The 21,945-nt window shown below is 69.7% G+C and carries 18 protein-coding genes; 13 read left to right on the top strand and 5 right to left on the bottom strand.

The window, feature by feature from the left end; genetic code table 11:
- The first annotated feature begins 49 nt into the window (after window positions 1–49).
- The 5 genes from AB0L53_RS41040 to AB0L53_RS41020 all read left to right on the top strand — a co-directional run bounded on the left by AB0L53_RS41040 (window position 50) and on the right by AB0L53_RS41020 (window position 5,665).
- Window positions 50–1,024 carry a sugar ABC transporter permease gene (locus AB0L53_RS41040; RefSeq protein WP_364006369.1) on the top strand — a complete coding sequence of 325 codons (975 nt, stop codon included), beginning with the start codon at window positions 50–52 and terminating at the stop codon, window positions 1,022–1,024.
- Window positions 1,008–1,877: a carbohydrate ABC transporter permease gene (locus tag AB0L53_RS41035; protein ID WP_358174457.1), complete on the top strand. Its 870-nt coding sequence runs from the start codon at window positions 1,008–1,010 to the stop codon at window positions 1,875–1,877. Before AB0L53_RS41040 ends, AB0L53_RS41035 begins: the two co-directional genes overlap by 17 nt.
- A gap of 34 nt (window positions 1,878–1,911) precedes the next feature.
- On the top strand, window positions 1,912–3,186 hold the full coding sequence (locus AB0L53_RS41030; protein ID WP_357946904.1) for an extracellular solute-binding protein: 1,275 nt from the start codon (window positions 1,912–1,914) through the stop codon (window positions 3,184–3,186).
- Between the two features lie 63 nt (window positions 3,187–3,249).
- Window positions 3,250–4,530: a Gfo/Idh/MocA family oxidoreductase gene (locus tag AB0L53_RS41025; protein ID WP_364006365.1), complete on the top strand. Its 1,281-nt coding sequence runs from the start codon at window positions 3,250–3,252 to the stop codon at window positions 4,528–4,530.
- Between the two features lie 46 nt (window positions 4,531–4,576).
- Window positions 4,577–5,665 carry a dienelactone hydrolase family protein gene (locus tag AB0L53_RS41020; RefSeq protein ID WP_364006362.1) on the top strand — a complete coding sequence of 363 codons (1,089 nt, stop codon included), beginning with the start codon at window positions 4,577–4,579 and terminating at the stop codon, window positions 5,663–5,665.
- Here the strand turns inward: AB0L53_RS41020 and AB0L53_RS41015 are convergent.
- Genes AB0L53_RS41015 through AB0L53_RS41000 form a run of 4 tightly spaced genes read right to left on the bottom strand, consistent with a single transcriptional unit; the run spans window position 5,642 to window position 10,345 of the window.
- Complete coding sequence (locus tag AB0L53_RS41015) at window positions 5,642–7,534, bottom strand: DUF6807 family protein (RefSeq protein ID WP_364006359.1); 1,893 nt, start codon at window positions 7,532–7,534, stop codon at window positions 5,642–5,644. The two genes, AB0L53_RS41020 and AB0L53_RS41015, sit on opposite strands and share 24 nt — an antisense overlap.
- A 2-nt stretch (window positions 7,535–7,536) precedes the next feature.
- Window positions 7,537–8,586 (bottom strand): mandelate racemase/muconate lactonizing enzyme family protein, encoded by a 1,050-nt coding sequence (locus AB0L53_RS41010; RefSeq protein ID WP_364006356.1) that lies wholly within the window; start codon window positions 8,584–8,586, stop codon window positions 7,537–7,539.
- On the bottom strand, window positions 8,583–9,461 hold the full coding sequence (locus AB0L53_RS41005; protein ID WP_364006353.1) for a 5-dehydro-4-deoxyglucarate dehydratase: 879 nt from the start codon (window positions 9,459–9,461) through the stop codon (window positions 8,583–8,585). The genes AB0L53_RS41010 and AB0L53_RS41005 overlap by 4 nt, the downstream gene beginning before the upstream one ends.
- Window positions 9,458–10,345 carry an NAD(P)-dependent oxidoreductase gene (locus tag AB0L53_RS41000; protein WP_364006350.1) on the bottom strand — a complete coding sequence of 296 codons (888 nt, stop codon included), beginning with the start codon at window positions 10,343–10,345 and terminating at the stop codon, window positions 9,458–9,460. The genes AB0L53_RS41005 and AB0L53_RS41000 overlap by 4 nt, the downstream gene beginning before the upstream one ends.
- A gap of 221 nt (window positions 10,346–10,566) precedes the next feature.
- Here AB0L53_RS41000 and AB0L53_RS40995 point away from each other — a divergent pair, with 221 nt between their 5' ends.
- Window positions 10,567–11,538 (top strand): LacI family DNA-binding transcriptional regulator, encoded by a 972-nt coding sequence (locus tag AB0L53_RS40995; protein ID WP_357656179.1) that lies wholly within the window; start codon window positions 10,567–10,569, stop codon window positions 11,536–11,538.
- Window positions 11,535–12,476: an aldose epimerase family protein gene (locus AB0L53_RS40990; protein WP_364006347.1), complete on the top strand. Its 942-nt coding sequence runs from the start codon at window positions 11,535–11,537 to the stop codon at window positions 12,474–12,476. The genes AB0L53_RS40995 and AB0L53_RS40990 overlap by 4 nt, the downstream gene beginning before the upstream one ends.
- Before the next feature lie 10 nt (window positions 12,477–12,486).
- Here the strand turns inward: AB0L53_RS40990 and AB0L53_RS40985 are convergent, their stop codons facing one another.
- Window positions 12,487–14,958 (bottom strand): SpoIIE family protein phosphatase, encoded by a 2,472-nt coding sequence (locus AB0L53_RS40985; protein ID WP_364006344.1) that lies wholly within the window; start codon window positions 14,956–14,958, stop codon window positions 12,487–12,489.
- A 175-nt stretch (window positions 14,959–15,133) separates the two neighbouring features.
- Here AB0L53_RS40985 and AB0L53_RS40980 point away from each other — a divergent pair, with 175 nt between their 5' ends.
- The 6 genes from AB0L53_RS40980 to AB0L53_RS40955 all read left to right on the top strand — a co-directional run bounded on the left by AB0L53_RS40980 (window position 15,134) and on the right by AB0L53_RS40955 (window position 21,728).
- A complete protein-coding gene (locus tag AB0L53_RS40980; RefSeq protein WP_364006341.1) occupies window positions 15,134–15,763 on the top strand; it encodes a response regulator in 630 nt (209 codons plus the stop codon).
- A 95-nt stretch (window positions 15,764–15,858) separates the two neighbouring features.
- The gene (locus tag AB0L53_RS40975; protein WP_364006338.1) at window positions 15,859–18,366 is read left to right on the top strand and encodes a DNA translocase FtsK; all 2,508 of its coding nucleotides are present in this window, start codon (window positions 15,859–15,861) and stop codon (window positions 18,364–18,366) included.
- A gap of 78 nt (window positions 18,367–18,444) precedes the next feature.
- Entirely contained in the window at window positions 18,445–19,209 is a 765-nt protein-coding gene (locus AB0L53_RS40970) for a helix-turn-helix domain-containing protein (RefSeq protein WP_364006335.1), read from the top strand.
- 46 nt (window positions 19,210–19,255) lie between these two features.
- A complete protein-coding gene (gene rimO / locus AB0L53_RS40965) occupies window positions 19,256–20,665 on the top strand; it encodes a 30S ribosomal protein S12 methylthiotransferase RimO (protein WP_364006332.1) in 1,410 nt (469 codons plus the stop codon).
- The gene (gene pgsA, locus AB0L53_RS40960; RefSeq protein ID WP_364006329.1) at window positions 20,662–21,234 is read left to right on the top strand and encodes a CDP-diacylglycerol--glycerol-3-phosphate 3-phosphatidyltransferase; all 573 of its coding nucleotides are present in this window, start codon (window positions 20,662–20,664) and stop codon (window positions 21,232–21,234) included. The genes rimO and pgsA overlap by 4 nt, the downstream gene beginning before the upstream one ends.
- A 2-nt stretch (window positions 21,235–21,236) precedes the next feature.
- On the top strand, window positions 21,237–21,728 hold the full coding sequence (locus AB0L53_RS40955; protein WP_364006326.1) for a CinA family protein: 492 nt from the start codon (window positions 21,237–21,239) through the stop codon (window positions 21,726–21,728).
- Window positions 21,729–21,945 lie beyond the last annotated feature (217 nt).

The following is a 21,945-nucleotide window of genomic DNA, read 5'->3' as shown; positions in this document are numbered from 1 at the left end:
CTATCCCATCCCGCCGAGCCGGGCAAGCCCTGATACGAGGGGTGCATGAATGTCTGTAACCCCGGACAGCGCGGTTGCGACCGTGCCACCACGCGCGCAACCGCCCGGTGGGCGTCGCCGCATCTCACCCGTTAACGCTCACAAACGGCGTGAAGCCCGCACGGCCTACGTCTTCCTCGCGCCGTGGTTCATCGGCCTGTTCGTGATCACGGTCGGCCCGATCCTGGCGTCGCTGTACCTGTCGTTCACCGACTACAACCTGCTCGAAGCGGCCAAGTGGGTCGGGTGGGACAACTACAGCAAGCTCTTCACCGTCGACACGCGGTTTCTCACCTCGCTGAAGGTGACCACGATCTACGTGGTCGTGTCGGTGCCTTTGCAGCTGGCCTTCGCGCTCGCCCTGGCCCTGGCGCTCGACCGGGGCCTGCGTGGTCTGTCGTTCTATCGCTCGATCTACTACCTGCCCTCCCTGCTCGGTGGCAGCGTGGCGATCGCCATCCTCTGGCGCAAGCTCTTCGGTAGTGACGGCCTGGTCAACGCCGTGCTGGACGTCTTCGGCATCCAGGGCGCCGGTTGGGTCTCCGACCCCGACACCGCGCTCGGGACGCTGATCCTGCTGCACGTGTGGACGTTCGGCGCACCCATGGTGATCTTCCTGGCCGGGCTGCGGCAGATTCCGCAGAGCTACTACGAGGCGGCGGCGGTCGACGGGGCGAGCAGGTTGCGGCAGTTCCGTTCGATCACACTGCCGTTGCTGACGCCGATCATCTTCTTCAACCTCGTGCTCGAAGTGATCAAGTCGTTCCAGTCCTTCACCCAGTCGTTCATCGTCAGCAGCGGCACGGGTGGTCCGGTCGACTCCACGCTCTTCTACACGCTCTACCTGTATCTGAAGGGCTTCAAGAGCTACGAGATGGGCTACGCGGCCGCCATGGCCTGGGTCCTCCTGCTCATCATCGCCGGACTGACCGGCGTGAATTTCCTCGCGTCGAAGTATTGGGTCTTCTATGGCGACACGAAGTAAGCCGCTGCCGCTGCTGTTCCGCCCGCTTCCGCGGGGCAGCCGCGTCCTCAAGCACATCCTGCTGATCGGCTTCGGCCTGGTCATGCTCTATCCGCTGCTCTGGATGGTGTCCAGCTCGCTGAAGCCGGAGGACCTGATCTTCCGCGAGCCCGGCCTGTGGCCGAGCAGCTTCACGCTGGAGAATTACAGCGAGGGCTGGACCGCGCTCAAGCACTCCTTCGGCTACTACCTGTGGAACTCCGCCGTCCTTACGGGCTTGACCGTGGTGGCGAATCTGGTCGCCTGCTCGCTGGCCGCGTACGCCTTCGCCCGGCTGGACTTCCCGCTGAAGAAGCTCTGGTTCGCGGTCATGCTCGGCTCGATCATGCTGCCGTACCACGTGACGGTGGTGCCGCAGTACATCGTGTTCTCCAAGCTCGACTGGATCAACACGATCTGGCCGCTGATCGTGCCCAAGTTCCTGGCCACGGACGCGTTCTTCATCTTCCTCATGGTCCAGTTCATCCGCACCCTGCCGAGAGAGCTGGACGAGGCCGCGGCCATCGACGGCGCGGGCTACTGGAGGGTCTTCCTCCAGGTGATTCTCCCGCTCTGCACCCCGGCGCTCGCGACGACCGGCATCTTCACTTTTATCTGGACGTGGAACGACTTCTTCAGTCAGAACCTTTACCTGACAAACTCGGACAATCTCACAGTGGCCGTTGCACTCCGCTCCTTCCTAGACTCCAGTGGCGAGTCGTCGTGGGGCCCCATGTTCGCGATGTCGATCGTGTCATTGGGGCCGATCTTCGGCTTCTTCCTTGCCGGTCAGAAATATCTGATTCGTGGTGTTGCGACCACCGGACTGAAGTAACACCCCCCGCAACTCTTCACCAGGAGGTAGAGCTGTGAAGCCTAGGATGATGTGGACCGTCGCCCTGCTGTCGGCGGCCGTCATGACGGCCGCCGCCGGCTGTGGCGGCGGTAGCGGCGACAAGGCGAGCGGCGACAAGATCCATCTCCGCTTCTCCTATTGGGGCAGCGACGCGCGGCAGAAGCTCACCGAACAGGTGATCAAGAAGTTCGAGGAGAAGAACCCGACCATCGACGTCGAGGGCGACTTCTCCAACTGGGAGAGCTACTACGAGAAGCTGGCCACCAAGGTGGCGGCCAACGACTCGCCCGATGTCATCAGCATCGAGATCCGCGGCCTGAGCGAGTACGCCGGCCGCAACGCCCTGGCCGACCTGGCGGGCAAGGTCAACACCGCCGACCTCGACCAGCAGGTGCTCACCAGCGGCCAGGTCGACGGCAAGCAGTACGCCATCCCGAGCGGCGTCAACACCTTCTCGATGCTCGTCAACAAGTCGGCGCTGGAGAAGGCCAAGCAGAAGCTGCCTGACGACAAGTCCTGGACCTGGGACGACTGGATCAACCTGGCCAAGCAGATCTCCGCGGCCGGCAACGGGGTCAACGGAGCCGAGTACAACTACAACCCCGCCTGGCTGCAGATCTTCGCGGCCCAGCGCGGCGAGAAGTTCTACGACGGCAACAAGATCGGGGTGACGCCCGAAACGCTCAAGGCGTGGTGGGGCATCCACCAGCAGCTCATCCAGACCAAGGGCTCCGCAGACGCCGCCAAGAGCGCCGAACTGATCTCCGTGGGCCCCGAGCAGTCGCTGCTGGCCACCAACGCGGGCGCGATGGGCATGTGGTGGAGCAACCAGCTCAACGCCCTGTCCAAGGCGTCGGGCCAGGAGCTGACCCTGATGCGGATGCCCAAGACGGCGGGCGCGACCACCGGCGGCATGTTCCTGCAGCCGTCGATGTTCTACACGGCCTCCGCCAAGTCCGACCACCCCGCGGAAGCCGGCAAGTTCATCGACTTCCTGGTCAATGACCCGGACGCGGCCTCGATCCTGCTGAGCGACCGTGGCCTGCCGACCAACGCCAAGGTGCTCGCCGCCGTGAAGGGCAAGCTGCCGGCCGTCGACCAGAAGACGCTGACCTTCATCGACGCCGTCAAGGGCGAGCTGAGCCCGATCGTCGCCCCGCCGAAGGGCGCGCTGCAGATGGAGGACATCCTCAAGCGCAACAGCGAAGAGGTCCTCTTCGGCAAGACGACACCGGACGCCGGCGCGCAGAAGTTCCTGACCGAAGCCAACGCGGCCATCGCCGGCTGAGGTCTGATCCAGGCTGGGGGCGCGACAGCCCCCAGCCCCCACTCCACGACTCGGGGAGAGAAGTTGAGCACCAGGTACGCCTTCGTCGGACTCGGCCATCGCGCCCAGATGTACGTCGATGCCCTGCTGGGTGACTGGCGGGACACCGGTACGATCGTCGGCCTCTGCGACGTCAACCAGACGCGCATGAACTACTACGTCGAGCGCATCGGCCAGCAGGTGCCGTGCTTCGCCCCCGACGAGTTCGGCAAGCTGCTGGAGCTGGCCGACGCCGTCGTGGTCACCACGGTGGACGTGACCCACGCCCGCTATGTCGTCGCCGCCCTCGACGCGGGCCTCGACGTCATCGTGGAGAAGCCGCTCACCGTCGACGCCGAGGGCTGCGAGGCCATCGCCGCCGCCGCCGAGCGCAACCCGGGCAAGCTGGTGGTCACCTTCAACTACCGCTACTCGCCGCGCAACTCGGCGGTGAAGAAGCTGATCAGCGAAGGCGCGATCGGCGACGTCACCTCGGTCCACTTCGACTGGGTGCTCGACACCATCCACGGCGCCGACTACTTCCGCCGCTGGCACCGCGACAAGGCCAACTCGGGCAGCCTGCTGGTACACAAGTCCACCCACCACTTCGACCTGGTCAACTGGTGGCTGGCGGCGGCGCCCGAGCTCGTCTTCGCCCAGACCGACCTGCGCTTCTACGGCCAGGCCCTGCCCAGGGGCCCGCGCCCCGCCCGTGGCCAGGGCGCGCCCGGCCTCGGCACCGACCCGTTCATCCTCGACATCTCCACCGACGAGCGGCTCAAGCGCCTCTACCTGGACGCCGAGCACGAGGACGGCTACATCCGCGACCAGGACGTCTTCGGACCGGGCGTGACGATCGACGACAACATGTCGGTCCTGGTCCGCTACGCCAACCGGGCCATGCTCACGTACTCGCTCACCGCGCACGCCCCGTACGAGGGCTACCGCGTGGTGTTCAACGGCACGGAGGGCCGGATCGAGCTGGAGGTCCTCGAGCGGCCCTGGACCCCGGAGCACGCCGCGATCGACCCGAGCGCCGCGGGCAAGGAGCACATGGCCGGCGCCGGGGAGAAGCTCACCCTGCACCGGCACTGGCAGGAGCCGGAGGAGATCGCCATCGAGCAGGGAGAGGGTGGTCACGGCGGTGGCGACCGGCTGCTGCTCGACGACGTCTTCCGCGGCCCCGGTGATGACCCGCTCGGGCGCCCGGCGGGTTACCGCGACGGCATCCGCAGCGTGCTGGTCGGCGTGGCCGCCACCCGCTCGGCCAGCACCGGTACGCCCGTCCGCCTGGCCGCCGACGGCACCCGCCTCGTCGGCGCCTGACCGATGCGTGAGCTGCGCCATCTCCGGCCGTTCTCTGGGCTGGCCGATGCCTGAGCTGCGCCACCTCGGGCCGTTCTCCGGTCTGGCCGAGCTCGCGGAGCGCCGGCACGGCCTGTTCCCTGAGGCCGCGCCCGGCCCCGCGCTCAGGAAGGCCGCCCGCGAGGCCATCGGGACGCTCGACCTCGCCGTACGCGAGGTGCGGGTCGAGCGCTCCTGGACGACGCCGGACCTCAGCGGCGAGGAGCTCTCCTGGTCGGTGGGGTTCGGCCCGCGTACCCACGCCTACCTGCTCAAGCCCCGCGACGCGGAAGGACCGCTGCCCGGCGTGCTCGCGCTGCACTGCCACGCGGGCATGAAGTGGGCGGGCAAGGAGAAGATCGCGGACGGCCCCGAGCCGGCCACGCCCGAGGTGCTGCGGCTGCGCGAGCAGATCTACGGCGGCCGGGCCTACGCGAGCGAGCTGGCCAGGCGGGGCTTCGCCGTACTCGTCCCCGACGTGATCGGCTGGGGCAGCCGCCGCTTCGACCCGGCGGACATGCCCGAGCGCGTGCTCACCCAGGCGAACGACCCCGGCATGTCCGAGGCGGATCGCTACGACGTCGCGGCCGGCCACCACGAGCATGTGCTGGAGAAGTACTGCACCCTGCTCGGCACCTCGCTGGCCGGTGTGGTGGCGGGCGAGGACCTGGCCGCCGCGGCCTACCTGCGCTCGCGCCCAGACGTCGGGCGGATCGGCTGTGTGGGGCTGTCAGGGGGCGGCCTGCGGGCGGCGCTGCTCGGCGCGTTCGACACCGGCGTCGACGCGGTCGCCGTCGCCGCGATGGTCTCCACCTACCGCGAGCTCCTGGACGGCTACGTCGCCGGGCACACCTGGATGTTCTTCCCGCCCGGACTGTCGCGCGTCTGCGACTGGCCGGCGCTGGTCGCCGCCCGCGCACCCGAACCGCTTCTGGTCATGTACGGCGAACGGGACCAGCTGTTCCCACCGGCCGGGATGCGCGCGGCGCACGAGGCCATCACGCGCCGCCACCCGGACGGCGGCTACGAGGGGGTTTTCTTCGACGCCCCGCACGCCTTCGACGTCCCCATGCAGGAGCACGCCTTCACCTGGCTAGAGCGCCACCTCGGCGGCTAGCCCGGCCGCCTCTGTGGCGGACAGGTGCCCGTCGGCCACGACCACGGACACGCCCCTGGTCAGCTCGTCCTCGAAGACCAGCGGCGTGTCCCAGGCCAGCGCGGTGCCCACACCGGGATACTGCGCCACTCTGACGAACCACGGCTCGTCCCCCGCCCGGACGAACACCAGCGTCCAGTCCTCGCCCGCCAGCGCCAGCCAGGGCGCCCGGGAGCCGTGGACCAGCTCCTCGCCTTCGTCTGACGCGGTGAACACGCCCAACCCCCGCGACGCCACCGGCGCCCGCCAGAAGAAGCCGCCATAGCCCGCCCCGGTCCGGCCCTTGGTGGCCGAGCTCTGGATCGTCAGCGGCGCGCCCGTGAGGTTGCGCAGCGTGAAGCCGAAGTCCAGCGCCCAGCCCCGCGACAGCGGGACGGCCCGCACGGTCCGCTCCTCACGCACCACCGGCTCCTCGCCCGGCCGCTGCCACAGCAGCGTCTCGGCGAAGCCCGAGGAGTCGCGCCCGGTGAACGACACATGCCGCTGGATCCCGTGGTCGTCCAGCCACTGAGGCCCCTGGTCCCTGACGAACGTCCGGCCGCCCCAGAAGTTGCGGCCGCCGACATCGGTGACGGCCACCCCGGCGCCGAGGTGGTGCGGATGGTCGGCCGGCTGCAGCTCGGTCACCACCGTGCCGCCCAGCGTGCGGACCGGGTGGAGATAGGGGCGCGGGGCCGCGGTGATCGGCAGGTCGGGCCGCGTGACGTACTCGGCCACCACCTGGTCGGCCACCATCAGCGGCACGGCCCAGCTCACGCCCAGCTCGGAGAAGAGCTCCAGCCGCTCCGCGCAGGACTCGACCACCTGGGCGATGCCGGGCAGCACCGGCCCCTCACCGGAGAGGTCCTGGTGGTCCTGGGAGATCGGCAGCGGATCGGGCGCGACCCTGATGGCCTCCAGAACCTCCATGAAGGCCCCGGTCCGGTGGATCGGCACGATCAGCTCAGCCCCGGAGCGTACGTGCTCGACGAGGTTCTCCAGCAGGTCGGCCCGGGGGAAGCGACGCACGGGGCCGTCGCCGACGCGGACCTCGTCCACCGTGTACGTGAACGTGATCGTGCCCCGTTCGCCGTGGACGACCACGTACGGCTCGTCGCGCCCGGTGGCGCAGAGCGTCACGGCGGCCACGATCGGCGGCCCGTCCGCCAGGTGGACGCGGATGGCCGAGGTGTCGTCCGACTCGATGGCGTTGGCGTGGAACAGCTCCGCCTCGACCGACGTGACCGCGCCGCGCTCCTCGGCGCCCGCCACGGCGAGGGCGGTGGCGACGGCGTGCGCGAACGGGTTGGTCAGCGCGCCGTCCACGATGTCCACGCCGTCGAGCCGGCGCCGTCCCGACCAGGAGCTGCGGGTGAAGTAGGAGGCGGGCCGCGGCCACGCCCCCGTCACCCCGATGCCGGTCACGCGGCCGATCGTGTCCTCGGCGATCAGCCGGCGCACCTCCGGCAGGGCCGCGGACGCGAGGCTCTGGAAGCCCACCTGGCAGGCGAGACCGGCCTCGGCGGCGGCCTGCTCCATGCGCTCGAAGTCGGCGAGCGTGGCCGCCGTCGGCTTCTCCACCAGCACGTGCGCGCCGGCCGCCAGAGCCGCCAGCGTCAGGTCCGCGTGCGTCGGGATCGGGGTCGCCAGGATGGCGATCTGCGCGCCGGTCCGCTTGATCAGCTCGGGCAGGTCGGTGGAGAACTCCGGCGTGCCGAGCCCGTCGAGGTCTTCGGGGGCGACCGGCCGCACGTCGCAGACGCCCGCCAGCTCGATCTGGCCGGCCAGCTTCCGCAGCCGGTTGAGGTAGTGGGCGCCGAACCCCTGTGCTCCGGCGAGTACGACCCGCATGGTCATCTCCAGTGGAGGCCGAGCCCCCGGTGCTCACCGACGCGCACCTTCGCGTCGCTCACGTGGACGGGATACGGCTCGGCCAGCAACCCCAGCGCGGCGAACGAGGCGTCCTCGACCTCCTCGGCCATGCACGGCAGCGGCAGAGCCAGCGCGAGCTGCGCCGACAGGTCGGGCAGCAGGTGCGGGTAGACCGGTACGTCGAACGTCCGGGCCAGCTCGGTGATGCGCAAGAACGGGGTGATTCCGCCCACCCTGACCACATTGGGCTGCACGATGTCGCAGGCCCCCGCCGTCAGCAGGTCGCGGAAGCCGTAGACGGTGTAGACGTTCTCGCCGACCGCGATGGGCACGTCCACGGACCGCCGCAGCTCCACGTGCGCGGCGACGTCGTCGGCGGGCAGCGGCTCCTCCAGCCAGTGCAGGTCGTACGGGGCCAGCGTCTCGACGGCGCGACGGGCCCGGTGCAGGTCCCAGCGCTGGTTGGCGTCGATCATCAGCAGCGTGCCGGGGCCGACGACCTCGCGGACCGCGGCCACTCGCTCGACGTCTTCGGCGAGGTCGGGCCGGCCCACCTTCATCTTGATCCCGGGATAGCCCGCGGCCTTCCACCGCTCGGCCTGGGCGACCAGCTCCTCCAGCGAGTAGTGCAGGTTCACCCCGCTGCCGTAGACCGGCACCGTGTCCCTGCGCCGCCCCAGCACGTCGGCCAGGCCGCGCTCGCCGCAGCGCAGATCCCACAGCGCCAGGTCCACCCCGGCCAGCGCGACGGTGGTGATCCCGCCGGGCCCGGCCTCGCGCAGGTGCCGCCAGAGCCGGTCCCACACCACTTCGGGGTGCGGGTCCAGGCCGATGACGGCTTCGCGGATGTCGTTCTCCAGCAGCGCCTGTACGGCCCGCGCCCCGATCTGCGGCGTCCAGGAGAAGCCGGTGCCCGTCCGGCCGTCGTCGAGCGTGAGCTCCACGACCATGACGTGGTTGACGGGCACGTCCGGCCCCCACGGCCTGGACAGCTCGGCGGTGTGAGCGCTCACTTTCAGGTCACGGATCATGAGGCGCCTGCCAGCGACCGCCCGTGTTCGATCAGGGCCTTCAGCTCGGCCACGTGCTCGGGCGAGGCGTCGACCAGGGGCGGGCGTACCGGGCCCGCGTCCAGGCCGCCGAGGCGTACGCCGGCCTTGACCAGGGAGACGGCGTAGCCGGGGACCTTGGAGCGCAGCCGTACGAGCGGCTCGTAGAACTCGGTGAGCAGGTGGTCGGCGCCGTTCAGGAACGCGGTGGCGATCTCCGGCGCGAAGGCGAAGACGGCGGAGGAGTAGAGCTCCACGCCGATGCCCCGGTAGGCGCCCATCGTCAGCTCGGCCGTCGGCAGCCCGTTGAAGAACCGGAACTCCTCGCCGATCTCCCTGCGCACCGCCAGGATCGTGCGCTGGATGAGGTCGATGTCGCCCAGGCCGTCCTTGAGACCGATCACGCCCGGGATCCTGGCCAGCTCCACGACCTGCTCGGGGGTGGGCGCCACCGCGTCGCGCTGGTAGATGATGACCGGCAGGATCGCGGCGACCGCGCGTACGTAGGCGGTGAAGCCCTCGTTGGGGCCCTTGGCCAGGTAAGGGGGCATGAGCAGCAGGCCGTCGGCGCCCGCCTCGCGGGCCGCGCGGGCCTGGCTCAGCGCCGCGCCGAGCGGGCCGCCGGCCCCCGCGAAGACCGGGACCTGGCCGGCCGTGGTCTCGACGGCCACCCGGACGGCCGTGGCGTGCTCAGCCTCCGACAGCGCGGGGAACTCACCCGTGCCGCAGGCCGCGAACACCGCGCCGGGCCGGTGCCGGAGCCCGCGCCTGATGTGCTCGGCCAGCACCTCCTCGGCCAGCCCGTGGTCGGGGTCGAAGGGGGTCACGGGGAAGAAGAGGACTCCGCTGAGGTTCATCCGGTCTCCAGTTCGGTGTGCCACGAGCGCTTGGGCGTCCAGCCCAGCATCCGCCCGGCCTTGGCGGAGGTGAAGGCGGGAGAGGTCCCGGTGAGGTTCGCGGCCGCGGCGGCGGTCGAGGGGATGACGGCGGGGAGCAGCTCCGCCAGGGGCTCGCGGGCCAGCGCGTCGGCCGCCCCCGCGAAGAACACCTCGCCGTTGGGCAGGTCGGGCAGGCGTTCGAGGAGCACCGAGATCAGGTCGGAGGCGTCCCTGGCGTCGAGGTAGTTGAACAGCGAGGCCCCGGCGATGTCCGGCCGGTCCAGCCGTTCGACGATCGTGTGGCCCGACTGGGTGGGCGCGCCCGCCCACTCTTCAGGAGCTACCACGAAGCACGGCCGCACCGCCGCGAACCGTGTCTCCGAGCTGCGCGCGAACGACGCCATCGTCTGCTCGGCCACGACCTTGGACAGGTTGTAGGCGTTCCACGGCGCGACGGGGTGCTCCTCGTCGATGGGCAGATAGCTGGGCGTCCAGCCGCCGGGCGCGCCGTAGCCGATGACGGTCGGGCTGCTGGCCACGACCACCTTGCCGACCCCGGTGCTGCTCGCGGCCGCGCACACGTTGAAGGCGAGCTGGGTGTTGGTACGGAAGGTCAGCCCGTCGGTACGGCTGAACGGGGTCGCGATAGCGGCCAGGTGGATCACGGCGTCGGGCCGGAAGCGGGCCATGACGTCATACGCCTCGCCCAGGTTCGTCAGGTCGGCGGGCAGGGTGACCGCGGCCTCGGGGGGAGTGCCCGGTGTGACGTCGATGCCGATCACCTCATGACCGGCCTGAGCCAATGAGGCGACCACGCTGCGCCCTAGCCGGCCGGCGCTGCCGGTCACCAGTGTTCGTGTCATCGGTCGTTCACCACTCCTGCTTGGGATACAGCAACCGGTTGCAGAAAGTATCGAGGCGGGGCCGGGAGAACGTCAAGCGGCATGGCCTTCTCGCACCAGGTGGTCTGGCCATATGAAGAGATATGGTGGGGATTTGGGTGAAAAATCCGGCGGGGATGGCTGATTGACAGTGATACAAACGATTGCACTAAAGTACTAGGTACGGTCGGAGGAGGCCAAGCGTGGCGGTGACGATTCGTGACGTGGCTGAGGCGTCGGGCGTGCATGTTTCCACGGTGTCCCGGGCGTTCTCCGCGCCCCACCTGGTCAACCCCGAGACGCGCACCCGCGTGCTCGCCATCGCCGAGGATCTCGGCTACCGGCCCAACCGCGCCGCGCGAGCGCTGACCACGGGCCGCACCCACAACATCGGCCTCATCGTGGCCGACATCGCCAATCCCTTCTTCCCGCCGCTGATCAAGGCCGCCCAGGCGCAGGCCAGGCTCCGCGACTACCACGTGTTCGTGGCCGACACCGATGAAGACCCGCAGGTCGAGGAGGATCTGATCCAGACCCTCACCAAGCAGGTCGACGGCGTGCTGCTGTGCAGCCCGCGCCTGACGAACCGGACGATAGAGCGGCTGCGCGAGGAGGTGCCGTTCGTCGTGGTCAACCGCCGGGCCAAGGGCATGCCGACCGTGCTCATGGACGTGGGCCGCGGGGCCAGGCAGGCCGTCGAACACCTCACCGCGCTCGGGCACCGGCGCATCGCGCTGGTCACCGGGCCCAGCGGGTCGTGGACCAGCAAGGAGATGCAGGAGGCGGCCGCCGCGATGAACGACGTGGACGTCGTCTTCCTCGGCCCCAACCCGCCGACGGAGCTGGGCGGCCTGGCCGCGGCCACCGACGTCATCGCCTCGGGCGCGACCGGCGTGCTGGCCTACAACGACCTGGTCGCCATCGGCCTCATCGAGGGGCTCGCCGAGCGGGGCAAGAGCGTCCCCGGAGACGTCAGCGTGATCGGCGTGGACGACATCGTGCCGGGCCGGCTGAGCCGCCCGAAGCTGACCACGATAGCCATGCCCACCGCCGCCGCCGGCCGCATCGCCGTAGACCTGCTGCTCCAGTCGGTCGACTCGGCGGCCACCGCCGCCGCCACGATGCTGGAGACGGCCCTGATCGTCCGCGAGTCCACGGGAAAGGCACACAGATGATGTTCGGAACGCTGCCGTCGGGTGAACAGGTCGAGCGCGTCGAGCTGTCCTCGGGACGGCTGCGCGCGAGCGTGCTCACGTACGGCGCCATCCTGCAGTCGCTGGAGGTGTCCGGCGTCAACGTGGTGCTCGGACTGCCCACGCTGGAGGACTACCTCACCCGCAGCCGCTACTTCGGCGCCGTCGTCGGCAGATACGGCAACCGCATAGCGGGTGGCCGCTTCACCCTCGACGATGTCGAACACCGCCTGCCGCTCAACAACGGGCCCAACAGCCTGCACGGCGGCAACCGTGGCTTCGACCGCAAGGTGTGGACGGTCTCCGAGGTCACTGACTCCTCCGTGACGCTCACGCTGACCAGCCCCGACGGCGACCAGGGCTATCCGGGCACGCTGACCGCCTCGATCACCTACACGCTCGAGGACGACGCCCTGCGCCTGGACTACACGGCCGAGACCGACGCGCCCACCGTCGTCAACCTCACCAACCACTCCTACTTCAACCTGGCGGGCGGCGGCGACGTGCTCGGGCACGTGATCCAGATGGACGCCGAGCACTACCTGCCCGTCGACGAGGACAAGATCCCCACGGGCGAGCCGGCGCCGGTCAAGGGCACGGCCTTCGACTTCACCACGCCGCACGCGGTGGGCGAGCGCTACGACGGCGGCTACGACCACTGCTTCGTGCTCGACGGCGGCATCCGGGTGACCGAGCCGGTCGGCGGTCTGACCATGGAGGTCACGACCACCGAGCCGGGGGTCCAGTTCTACGCGGGCGGCATGCTGGACGGCGTCGCCACGCCGTACGGACCGCACGCGGGTCTGTGCCTGGAGACGCAGCACTTCCCCGACTCGCCCAACCAGCCGCAGTTCCCCTCGACCGTGCTGCGGCCGGGCGAGACCCGCACCTCCACGACCTCCTACCGGTTCACCAGCTGACCGACCGCTCCTACCGGTTCACCACCTGACCGCCTGCCCGCAGCGCGGTCGTGGCGCGGAGCACCAGGAGCGCCACGTCGTCGTTCGACGGCTCGGTGGCGAACGACTCGACCACTTGCCGGATCCGCTCGGCCACGGCGTGCGCGCTCAGCCCCGAGCAGCCCGACAAGATCGCGGTCAGCCCGTCGTCGTCATCGAGCAGCCGGTCGCCGTCGCGCCGCTCGGTGACGCCGTCGGTGACGCACAGCAGCAGCTCCTCGGGCAGCAGCTCGAACGTCTCGGTGTAGAACCGCGCGTCGCCGTCGATGCCCAGCAGCAGCTGCGAGGTGGCGACGGGCTGGACCTCGCCGTTCGCGCGCAGCAGCAGGGGCGGGGGATGGCCCGCCGAGGCGAGCGTGCACAGCGCGCCGCCCTGGGGCAGCGGCGTCAGCTCGCCGCAGAGCAGGCTGAGGAAGCGGCCGTCCTCGCCCTCATCCAGCAGCGTCTGGTTGAGCCGGTCGAGGATGTCGGACACGGTGTAGTTCTCCTTGGCCAGCAGCCGTACGGCGTGGCGGGCCAGCCCGGTCACCGCGGCGGCCTCCGGACCGCTGCCGCAGACGTCGCCGAGGGCGAAGCACCAGTGGTCGCCGACGGTGAACAGGTCGTAGAAGTCGCCGCCGACATGCGCGCCCTCTTCGGCGGGCTCATAGACGACCGCCGACTCCAGCCCCGGCATCGGCGCCACCCGCATGGGCAGCAGGCTGCGCTGCAGCACCCGTGACGTGGTCGCCTGCCGCGAGTAGAGCATGGCCGTGTGCAGGTTGAGCGCCACCAGGCGGCACAGGTCGGCGAGCAGGTCGGCCAGCTCCAGCGGAAGGGTCGGCTCGACGCGCCCGATCACCAGCGCGCCGTGCGAGCGGCCCTGGGTGAGCAGCGGGAACGACAGCACGCTCTCCGGCCCGACCGGCCAGGTCACCTCGCCCAGCGCCGCGCGCGGGATGACGGGCAGGGCCTGGCGCAGGTCGGCGTTGTGGCGTTCCTCGCTGTGCCACACGTGCGCGAGCCTGGTCATGCCCGCCAGGTCGGTCAGGTAGACCGCCGCCCAGGTGGCGATCTTAGGCACGACCAGCTGGGCCGTCAGAGCCGCGATCAGCTCCTCGTCGTGCACGCCCGCCAGCAGCTCGCCGGCCTCCGCGAGGAACGACAGCCGGCCCCGATGCGCCCGGTCGCGCTCGGCCAGTCGCTCGCGCTGCACGGTCACCGCCACCTGGTCCGCGATGTGCTGCAGGCTCGCGGTGAGCGCCTGGTCGAACCGGCCGGGCTCGGCGGCGGTCGCCACGAGGTAGCCGGTCACCTCGCCCGCCACCACGAGCGGCGCGCACACCAGCGACCTGGCCTGGAGCCGCTGGGCCAGCTCGACGTCGGTGGCCAGCAGGTCGTCGAACATCACCGGCGCCTGCCGCTCCACGCCGAACACGCCCGCCGCCACCACCCCCACCAGCCCCGCCGTCGCCCCGGTGCCCGCCGCGACGCCGAACCGGTTGCCGCCCTCGGCCCGTACCAGCACATAGGCGGCGTCGGCCGCGCTGGACAGCTGGACGATCTGCGCGATGGTGTCGAGCAACTCGTCCAGCGGCATGTCGTGGTCGAGCAGGTCCTTGATGCGGCCGCCCTGCTCCCGTTTGAGCGGGGCGGGCGGGGAGGCCAGAACATAGCGGTGGTCGCTGGACACCACGATCCAGATCGACCGGCGGTCCCGCGCGCGGCCGTCGGTGCGCAGGTGAGAGATGTAGACCGGGAGCAGGTCCCCGTCGCGGTGCCGCATCCTGGACTCGCCGCGCCAGCGGCCCAGACCGAGCGTGTCCGACAGCGACAGCGCGCACGGGCCGTGCCTGCGCCAGGCGACCAGCTCCGCCAGCGGCTCGCCGACGACCTGGGCGGCGGGCCAGCCGAGCAGTGCCTCCGCCTCGGCGTTCCAGGTGACGATCCGGCCGTCGAGATCGCTCACGATGACGGCGACGTGCAGGGTCTCCGTGGAGGCCGAGACCGAGGCGGCCTTCGTGGCGGGGATGCCGGAGGCGCTCTCGTGGCCGCACCCCTTGTCGAGCTCCATGCGGACCCAGACCCGCTTGGCGGCGCCCGTGTACGTGACGCCCCAGGCGTCGGCGAGCATGCCCGCCAGCGCCAGACCGCGCCCGCTCGTGGCCATGCCCTCGGGCGGCGGCGACTCGGCGGCCGGCACGATCAGGGCCGGGTGGTGATCGTCGACCTCGATCTCCAGCCTGGTCGGGATGGCGTTCGGGTCGAGCCGGCAGGTCAGCTCCAGCCCCGTGCCCGCGTGCACCACGGCATTGGTGACGAGTTCGCTGGTCAGCAGAACGGCGTCTTCGGTCAGGTGGCTCAGCTGCCATTCGCCGAGCACCTGACGTACGAAGCGCCGCGCGGCCGCGGGGGCCTGCGGGGTGCCGTCGAAGGCCGTGCTCGACACGCGGGTCGTGTCCACTATGCGTCCTAGAACATCACTCGATGTGGCAGTTCGGTCACTCTCAGAGTGGCAGACTGGACGGCTCCAATACCCCCCAGTTGCAAAGAAGGCCTCCATGGTCGTGCTGTTGGACCCGCTGGAGGTGAGGTATGGGCGGGTCTCAGGTGGTCTCGGGGGAGAAGGACGGGTTGTGATGAATCGCCAGGTGAAGATCCTGCTGGTCGACCACAAGGACGAGAGCCTGGTCGCGCTCGAGGCGGTCTTACGCCCGCTTCAGCAGCAGTTGTTCAAGGCCAGATCGGGGCAGGAGGCGATGAAGCTGATGCTCCGCCACGACTTCGCGGTGGTGCTGCTCGACGTGCTCATGCCCGGCGTGGACGGCATGGACGGTTTCGAGACGGCGACCCACATCAAACGGTTCGACCAGGCGCGTGACGTGCCCATCATCTTCCTGACGGGCACCGAGCCGGGATCCGGCGCCGCGTTCCGCGGTTATGCCGTGGGGGCGGTCGACTACATCACCAAGCCGTTCGATCCGTGGGTGGTGCGGTCCAAGGTCGCGGTCTTCGCCGAGTTGTTCCGCAAGAGCGCGGTGCTGCGGGAGCAGACGGTCCTGCTGGGCGACCTCGTGCAGAACGATGTGGCGCACTCGAGGAACGCGCGGGTGCTGTGCGGATTCTCCGAGCGGCTAGGCGCCGTCGAGGCGCGGCTCGGCGAACTGGCCGGCTCCTGCGCCGGCGACGAGGCTTTGAGGGAAGCGATCAGGGACATGGCCGAGCTGGTGGCCGGCATGCAGGCGGCCTTCGACACGGTTCGATTGTGACGGGTCCGGGGTAAGAGAGCTTTCGCACGCCGCCTTCACGCGTGTTCGGCGAGCCTGTGTGCGTTCCGCGGTGTCTCCGTCGTACCTTTGGCATCATGGCCACCCGTACGCCGAAAAGCGCATCGAAGGGGCCGGCGAAGCGGTCGACCTCCGCCCGCTCGACCCCCGCCAAGCGCGCATCCAGCTCGACCGGGCGGCCGAGGGCGAAGGGGGCCGGGTCGGCCCGCAAGCCGGGCATGACCCACCATGACCCGATCACGTGGGTCTTCACGATGATCGGCAAACTGATCGTCGGGCTCTGGATGCTGCTCGCCAACGGCATCGGCAGCACCGCCCGGGCGCTCGGCAAGAACGCGCGCGACCTCGATCCCGCGCATCGGCGCGACGGGGTGGGCCTGTCCGTGCTCGCCGGCGCCATCGTGCTGGCCGCGATGACCTGGCGCCAGGCCGACAGCACGGTCTCCGGCGTGGTCAACGTCACCGTGCACAGCGTGTTCGGGTCGCTGGCGTGGGCGCTGCCGCTGCTGCTCGGCCTGCTCGCCTGGCGCTACCTGCGCCACCCCGACCAGAACGCCGACACCGGCCGCATGGTGATCGGGTGGAGCGCGCTGCTGGTCGGCGTGCTCGGCGTCATCCACGTCGCCAACGACACGCCCTACCCCGCCGGCACCGCCAACGACGGCATGGAGCGGGTGTCGCAGGCGGGCGGCATCATCGGGTTCATCGTGTCGGCGCCGCCGATGAGCATCCTGCCCGCCTGGATCACGATCCCGCTGCTGCTGATCCTTTCGGGCTTCGGCGTGCTGGTCATCACGGCCACTCCCGTCCACCGCGTCCCGGAGCGGCTGGCCGAGCTCACGCACCTGCTGTTCGAACGGCACGCGCTCGCCGAGCAGGCCGCGCCCGTCAAGAAGCGGCCCAGGGCCAAGAAGGGCGAGACGGGCGAGAAGGCCGATCTGGTCAAGCCGTACGACACGCCGGTGCTCTCCGAGCAGGACAAGCGCGCCGGGCACTCGCCGGAGATCGTGCCGGGGCTGACGGACGAGGAGGAGCCGCCCCCCACGCCGGTCAAGAAGACCGAGCCGCCGGAGCCCACTCCCGCGCCCCGCAAGGTCGAGCAACTGGTGCTCTCGCCCCAGGCCGGGCCGTACAGCCTGCCCGATCTGCAGTTCCTCAAGCCGGGCAGCGCGCCCAAGCCGCAGACCAAGGCCAACACCGTCGTCGTCAACGCGCTGACCAGCGTCCTTGAGCAGTTCGTCATCGACGCGCAGGTGATCGGGTTCACCCGCGGCCCGACCGTGACCCGCTACGAGATCGAGCTGGGCCCCGCGGTCAAGGTGGAGAAGGTCACGGCGCTCACCAAGAACATCGCGTACGCCGTTAAATCGGCAGATGTCAGGATCTTGTCGCCGATTCCGGGGAAGTCGGCCATCGGGGTGGAGATCCCGAACGCGGACAAGGACCTGGTCTCCCTGGGCGACGTGCTGAAATCCCAGGTGGCGCAGAGCGACCACCACCCGATGATCGTGGGACTGGGCAAGGACGTCGAGGGCCGCACCATCGTGGCGAACCTCGCCAAGATGCCCCACCTGCTCATCGCGGGCGCCACCGGCGCCGGTAAGTCGGTCTGCGTCAACGGCCTGATCACCTCCATCCTGATGCGAGCCACGCCCGACGAGGTGCGCATGGTGCTCGTCGACCCCAAACGGGTGGAGCTGTCGGTCTACGAGGGCATCCCCCACCTGATCACGCCCATCATCACCAACCCGAAGAAGGCCGCGGAGGCCCTCGAATGGGTGGTGGGGGAGATGGACCGTCGCTACGACGACCTGGCCGCCAGCGGGTTCCGGCATGTCGACGAGTTCAACAAGGCCGTGCGGGCCGGCAAGCTGCAGCCGCCGCCGGGCAGTGAGCGGGTCTACCAGCCCTACCCGTACCTCCTGGTGATCGTCGACGAGCTGGCCGACCTGATGATGGTCGCCCCGCGTGACGTCGAGGACTCCATCGTGCGCATCACGCAGCTCGCCCGCGCGGCCGGCATCCACCTGGTCATCGCCACGCAGCGGCCCTCCGTCGACGTGGTCACCGGCCTGATCAAGGCGAATGTGCCCTCGCGGCTGGCCTTCGCCGTGTCGAGTCTCACCGACTCGCGGGTCATCCTCGACCAGCCGGGCGCCGACAAGCTGGTCGGCCAGGGTGACGCGCTGTTCCTGCCGATGGGGGCCAGCAAGCCCATCCGGATCCAGAACGCGTTCGTCTCGGAGAAGGAGATCGCCGAGATCGTCACGCACTGCAAGACGCAGATGCAGGCCGAATACCGCGACGACGTCGCCGCGGCGCCGGTCAAGCGGGAGATCGACGGCGACATCGGCGACGACCTCGACCTGCTCGTCCAGGCGGCCGAGCTGATCGTGACCACGCAGTTCGGCTCGACCTCGATGCTGCAGCGCAAGCTCCGCGTCGGCTTCGCCAAGGCGGGGCGGCTCATGGACCTGCTGGAGAGCCGCAACGTGGTCGGCCCCAGCGAGGGTTCCAAGGCTCGCGAAGTGATCGTGAAGCCCGATGATCTGCCCGGTTTGCTAGCTGACTTGCGTGGCGAATGACCCCAATGCACGTTCGCCCGACGACTACTGATTGAATGTGAATCATTACAGAACGTCGTGGGACGGAAGGCGCTAGCCATGCCGGAACAGAGCACAGGGGCCATGCTGGCGGCGGCCCGGCGATCAGCCGGGCTGTCGGTCGCGCAACTGAGCGAGACCACCCGCATTCGTGAGGCGATCATCTACGCGATCGAGCGCGACGACTTCTCGCAGTGCGGTGGTGATTTCTATGCGAGGGGACATGTCAGAGCCGTAGCCAAGGCCGTCGGGCTCGACCCCGTGGCGACCGTCCACCTCTATGACGAAGAACACAGCGGGGCGGCCACGCCCATCCGGGCCGCCGCCGTCTTCCAGGCCGAACGCAAGATCAGGATCAACGAGCGGCGCGGTCTCAACTGGACGATGGCGCTGGGCGTGGCCCTGGCCATCACCATGGTCTTCGGGGCGGTCAGGGTGCTCGGCGGCGGCACGTCGGACGAGATTCGCACCGCCGACTCCCACCTCATCCCGCCGAACGTTCCGATCAACGAGCACGCGCCCAAACCGTCGCACGCCAAGGGGAAGGCGTCCAACGCGGCAGCCAAGGACGTCGTCGTCGTCAAGGTCAAGGCCAAGCGCCCGTCATACCTGAACGTCAGCGACGCCAAGGGACGCAAGCTGTTCTCGGGGACGTTGCAGGCGGGCAAGAGCAAGACCTACCGGTCCGACATCGAGGTCCGTCTTCTGATCGGTGACGCGGGCGCCGTGTCGCTGCAGGTCGACGGCAAGGATCTGGGACATCCGGGGGCTAGCGGGGAGATGGTGACGCGCTCGTTCAAGCCTTCCAAAGCACAACCTAGGTAGCCCGTGCGCCCGGTGGTGGCCAACTGCCGATACCGTAGTGTTCACCATGTCATCCCGCCGAACCGCATCGCTGATCACTCTGGGCTGCGCGCGCAACGAGGTCGACTCCGAGGAGCTGGCCGCGCGACTTGAGGCTGCCGGTTGGCAGCTGGGCGACGACGACCCCGATGTCGTCGTCGTCAACACGTGTGGCTTCATCGACTCGGCGAAGAAGGACTCCATCGACACGCTGCTGGCCGCGGCCGACTCCGGGGCCAAGGTGGTCGCCGCGGGCTGCATGGCCGAGCGCTACGGCAACGAGCTCGCCGACGCTCTGCCCGAGGCCAGCGCGGTCATCTCCTTCGACGACTACACCGAGATCGGCGGCCGACTCGACGACGTGCTCGCCGGTCGGCCGCTCAAGCCGCACACGCCAAGAGACCGCCGCACCCTGCTACCCATCTCGCCCGTGGACCGTGCCAGCGCGGGCAAGACCGCCATCCCCGGCCACGGCGACCTGCCCGACGGGCTGGCGCCCGCCAGCGGGCCGCGCGTGCTGCGCAAACGGCTCGACGAGAGTCCTGTGGCCTCGCTCAAGCTGGCCTCCGGCTGCGACCGGCGCTGCACGTTCTGCGCCATCCCGGCCTTCCGCGGCGCCTACGTCTCGCGCGACCCGGAGGAGCTCCTGGCCGAGGCCGACTGGCTGGGCCACCGGGGCGTCCGTGAGCTCGTCCTCGTCAGTGAAAACTCGACGTCCTACGGCAAGGACCTGGGCGACCTGAGGGCGCTGGAGAAGCTGCTGCCGCGGCTGGCGGCGGTCGAGGGCATCCAGCGGGTGCGGGCCAGCTACCTGCAACCGGCCGAGCTGCGGCCGGGGCTCATCGACGTGCTCGCCGGCACCGAGGGCATCGCCCCCTACTTCGACCTGTCCTTCCAGCACGCCAGTGGCACAGTCCTGCGCCGGATGCGCCGTTTCGGCGACCCTGAGCGCTTCCTAGGACTGCTGGACAGCATCCGTGAGGGCGCGCCCGAGGCGGGTGTGCGCTCCAACTTCATCGTCGGCTTCCCCGGTGAGACCGAGGAGGAGTTCGGCGAGCTGGTCGGGTTCCTGGAGCAGGCCAGGCTCGACGTGATCGGCGTGTTCGGCTACTCCGACGAGGACGGCACCGAGGCGGCCGGCTTCGCCGACAAGCTCGACCAGGACGTCATCGACGAGCGCGTGCGCGTCCTGACCGAGCTCGCCGAGGAGCTGACCGCGCAGCGCGCGGAGGAGCGCATCGGCACGGAGGTCGACGTGCTCATCGACGACGACCTGGGCGACGGTGGCTATGAGGGACGGGCCGCCCACCAGGGTCCCGAGGTCGACGGGTCCGTCACGGTCCAGGGCATCGGCCTGGTCCGCGGTCAGATCGTGCGCGCGGTGGTGGTCGACGCCGAGGGGGTTGACCTGATCGCGCGCATCAAGGCCGGTCCATGACCAAGGACGAGCGCCGCGTGGTGAGCCCGTGGAACATCGCCAACGTCCTCACGGTCCTCCGGTTGGTGCTCGTCCCCTTCTTCGTCGTCTGTCTCTTCCTGCCGGGCATGGGCTGGCGCCTGGGCGCGCTGGCGGTGTTCGGCGTGGCCTCGTTCACCGACCATCTGGACGGCGAGCTGGCCAGGCGCTATGGGCTGATCACCGATTTCGGGAAGATCGCCGACCCGATCGCCGACAAGGCGCTGACCGGCGCGGCCCTGGTGTCCCTGTCGATCCTCGGCGAGCTGCCGTGGTGGGTGACGGTCACCGTCCTGGGCCGCGAGCTGGGCATCACCGCCCTGCGGTTCGTGTTGCTCAGGCACGCGGTCATCCCGGCCAGCTACGGCGGCAAGGTCAAGACCGTGCTGCAGATCACCGCCATCGTCCTCTACATCCTGCCCGGCGTGCCCGACCCGATCCGCTGGGTGGTGATGGGCGCGGCCGTGGTCGTCACGGTGGCCACGGGCGTCGACTACGTGGTGCGCGCGATCAAGCTACGGCAGGTGGCCAGACGGGCCCGCGGGGAGTGATCATGGTTGGTGCCGCGGAAGTTCTCTCCCTGCTCGTACACCGGGCCGCCACGCTCGCCGTGGCCGAATCGCTGACCGGCGGGCTCATCGGGGCGGCGTTCACCTCGGTCTCGGGGTCCTCCAAGTCGTTCAGGGGCGGGGTCATCTCCTACGCCACCGATCTGAAGCACCGGCTGCTGGAGGTGCCGGACGAGCTGTTGCGCCGGGAAGGGGCCGTGCACCCGGAGGTCGCCGCGGCGATGGCGGTGGGGGTCGCCCGGCTGTGCGAGGCGACATACGGCCTGGCGGTGACCGGTGTGGCGGGGCCGGAGCCACAGGACGGGAAGCCCGTCGGCACCGTGCATGTGGCCGTCAGCGGACCCGGCGATCAGATTTGGCAGAGACAGTTGAGGCTTGAGGGGTCTCGCGAACGTATCAGGGTAGAGACGGTGGACGAGGCTATCGATCTACTGGCAAGTGTGCTGAAGGGGAACAATGGGGAACATACCGGGTGATTACCGTGTTACGTCCCCAGCGAACATCCGAGGCACGGTCTCACACGGTGTCGGTTGATACGGGTACGGTGGAGCTGTGAGTGAGGTCCGTGAGCCATCTGCAAGCACCGAGCGCCCGGCAGGCGGGCCTAACGAGTCACGTAACGAACCTTCACGTAATGAGCTGTCACGCACTGAGCCATTGCGCAATGAAGGAAGCGCGGCGGGGCAGGGACGG

The sequence above is a fragment of the Nonomuraea sp. NPDC052129 genome, assembly GCF_040680095.1.
In the GTDB taxonomy this organism is placed as follows: Bacteria; Actinomycetota; Actinomycetes; order Streptosporangiales; family Streptosporangiaceae; genus Nonomuraea.
Note: the sequence above shows the minus strand (reverse complement) of the source record. Positions and strands in the feature narration are given on the sequence as shown.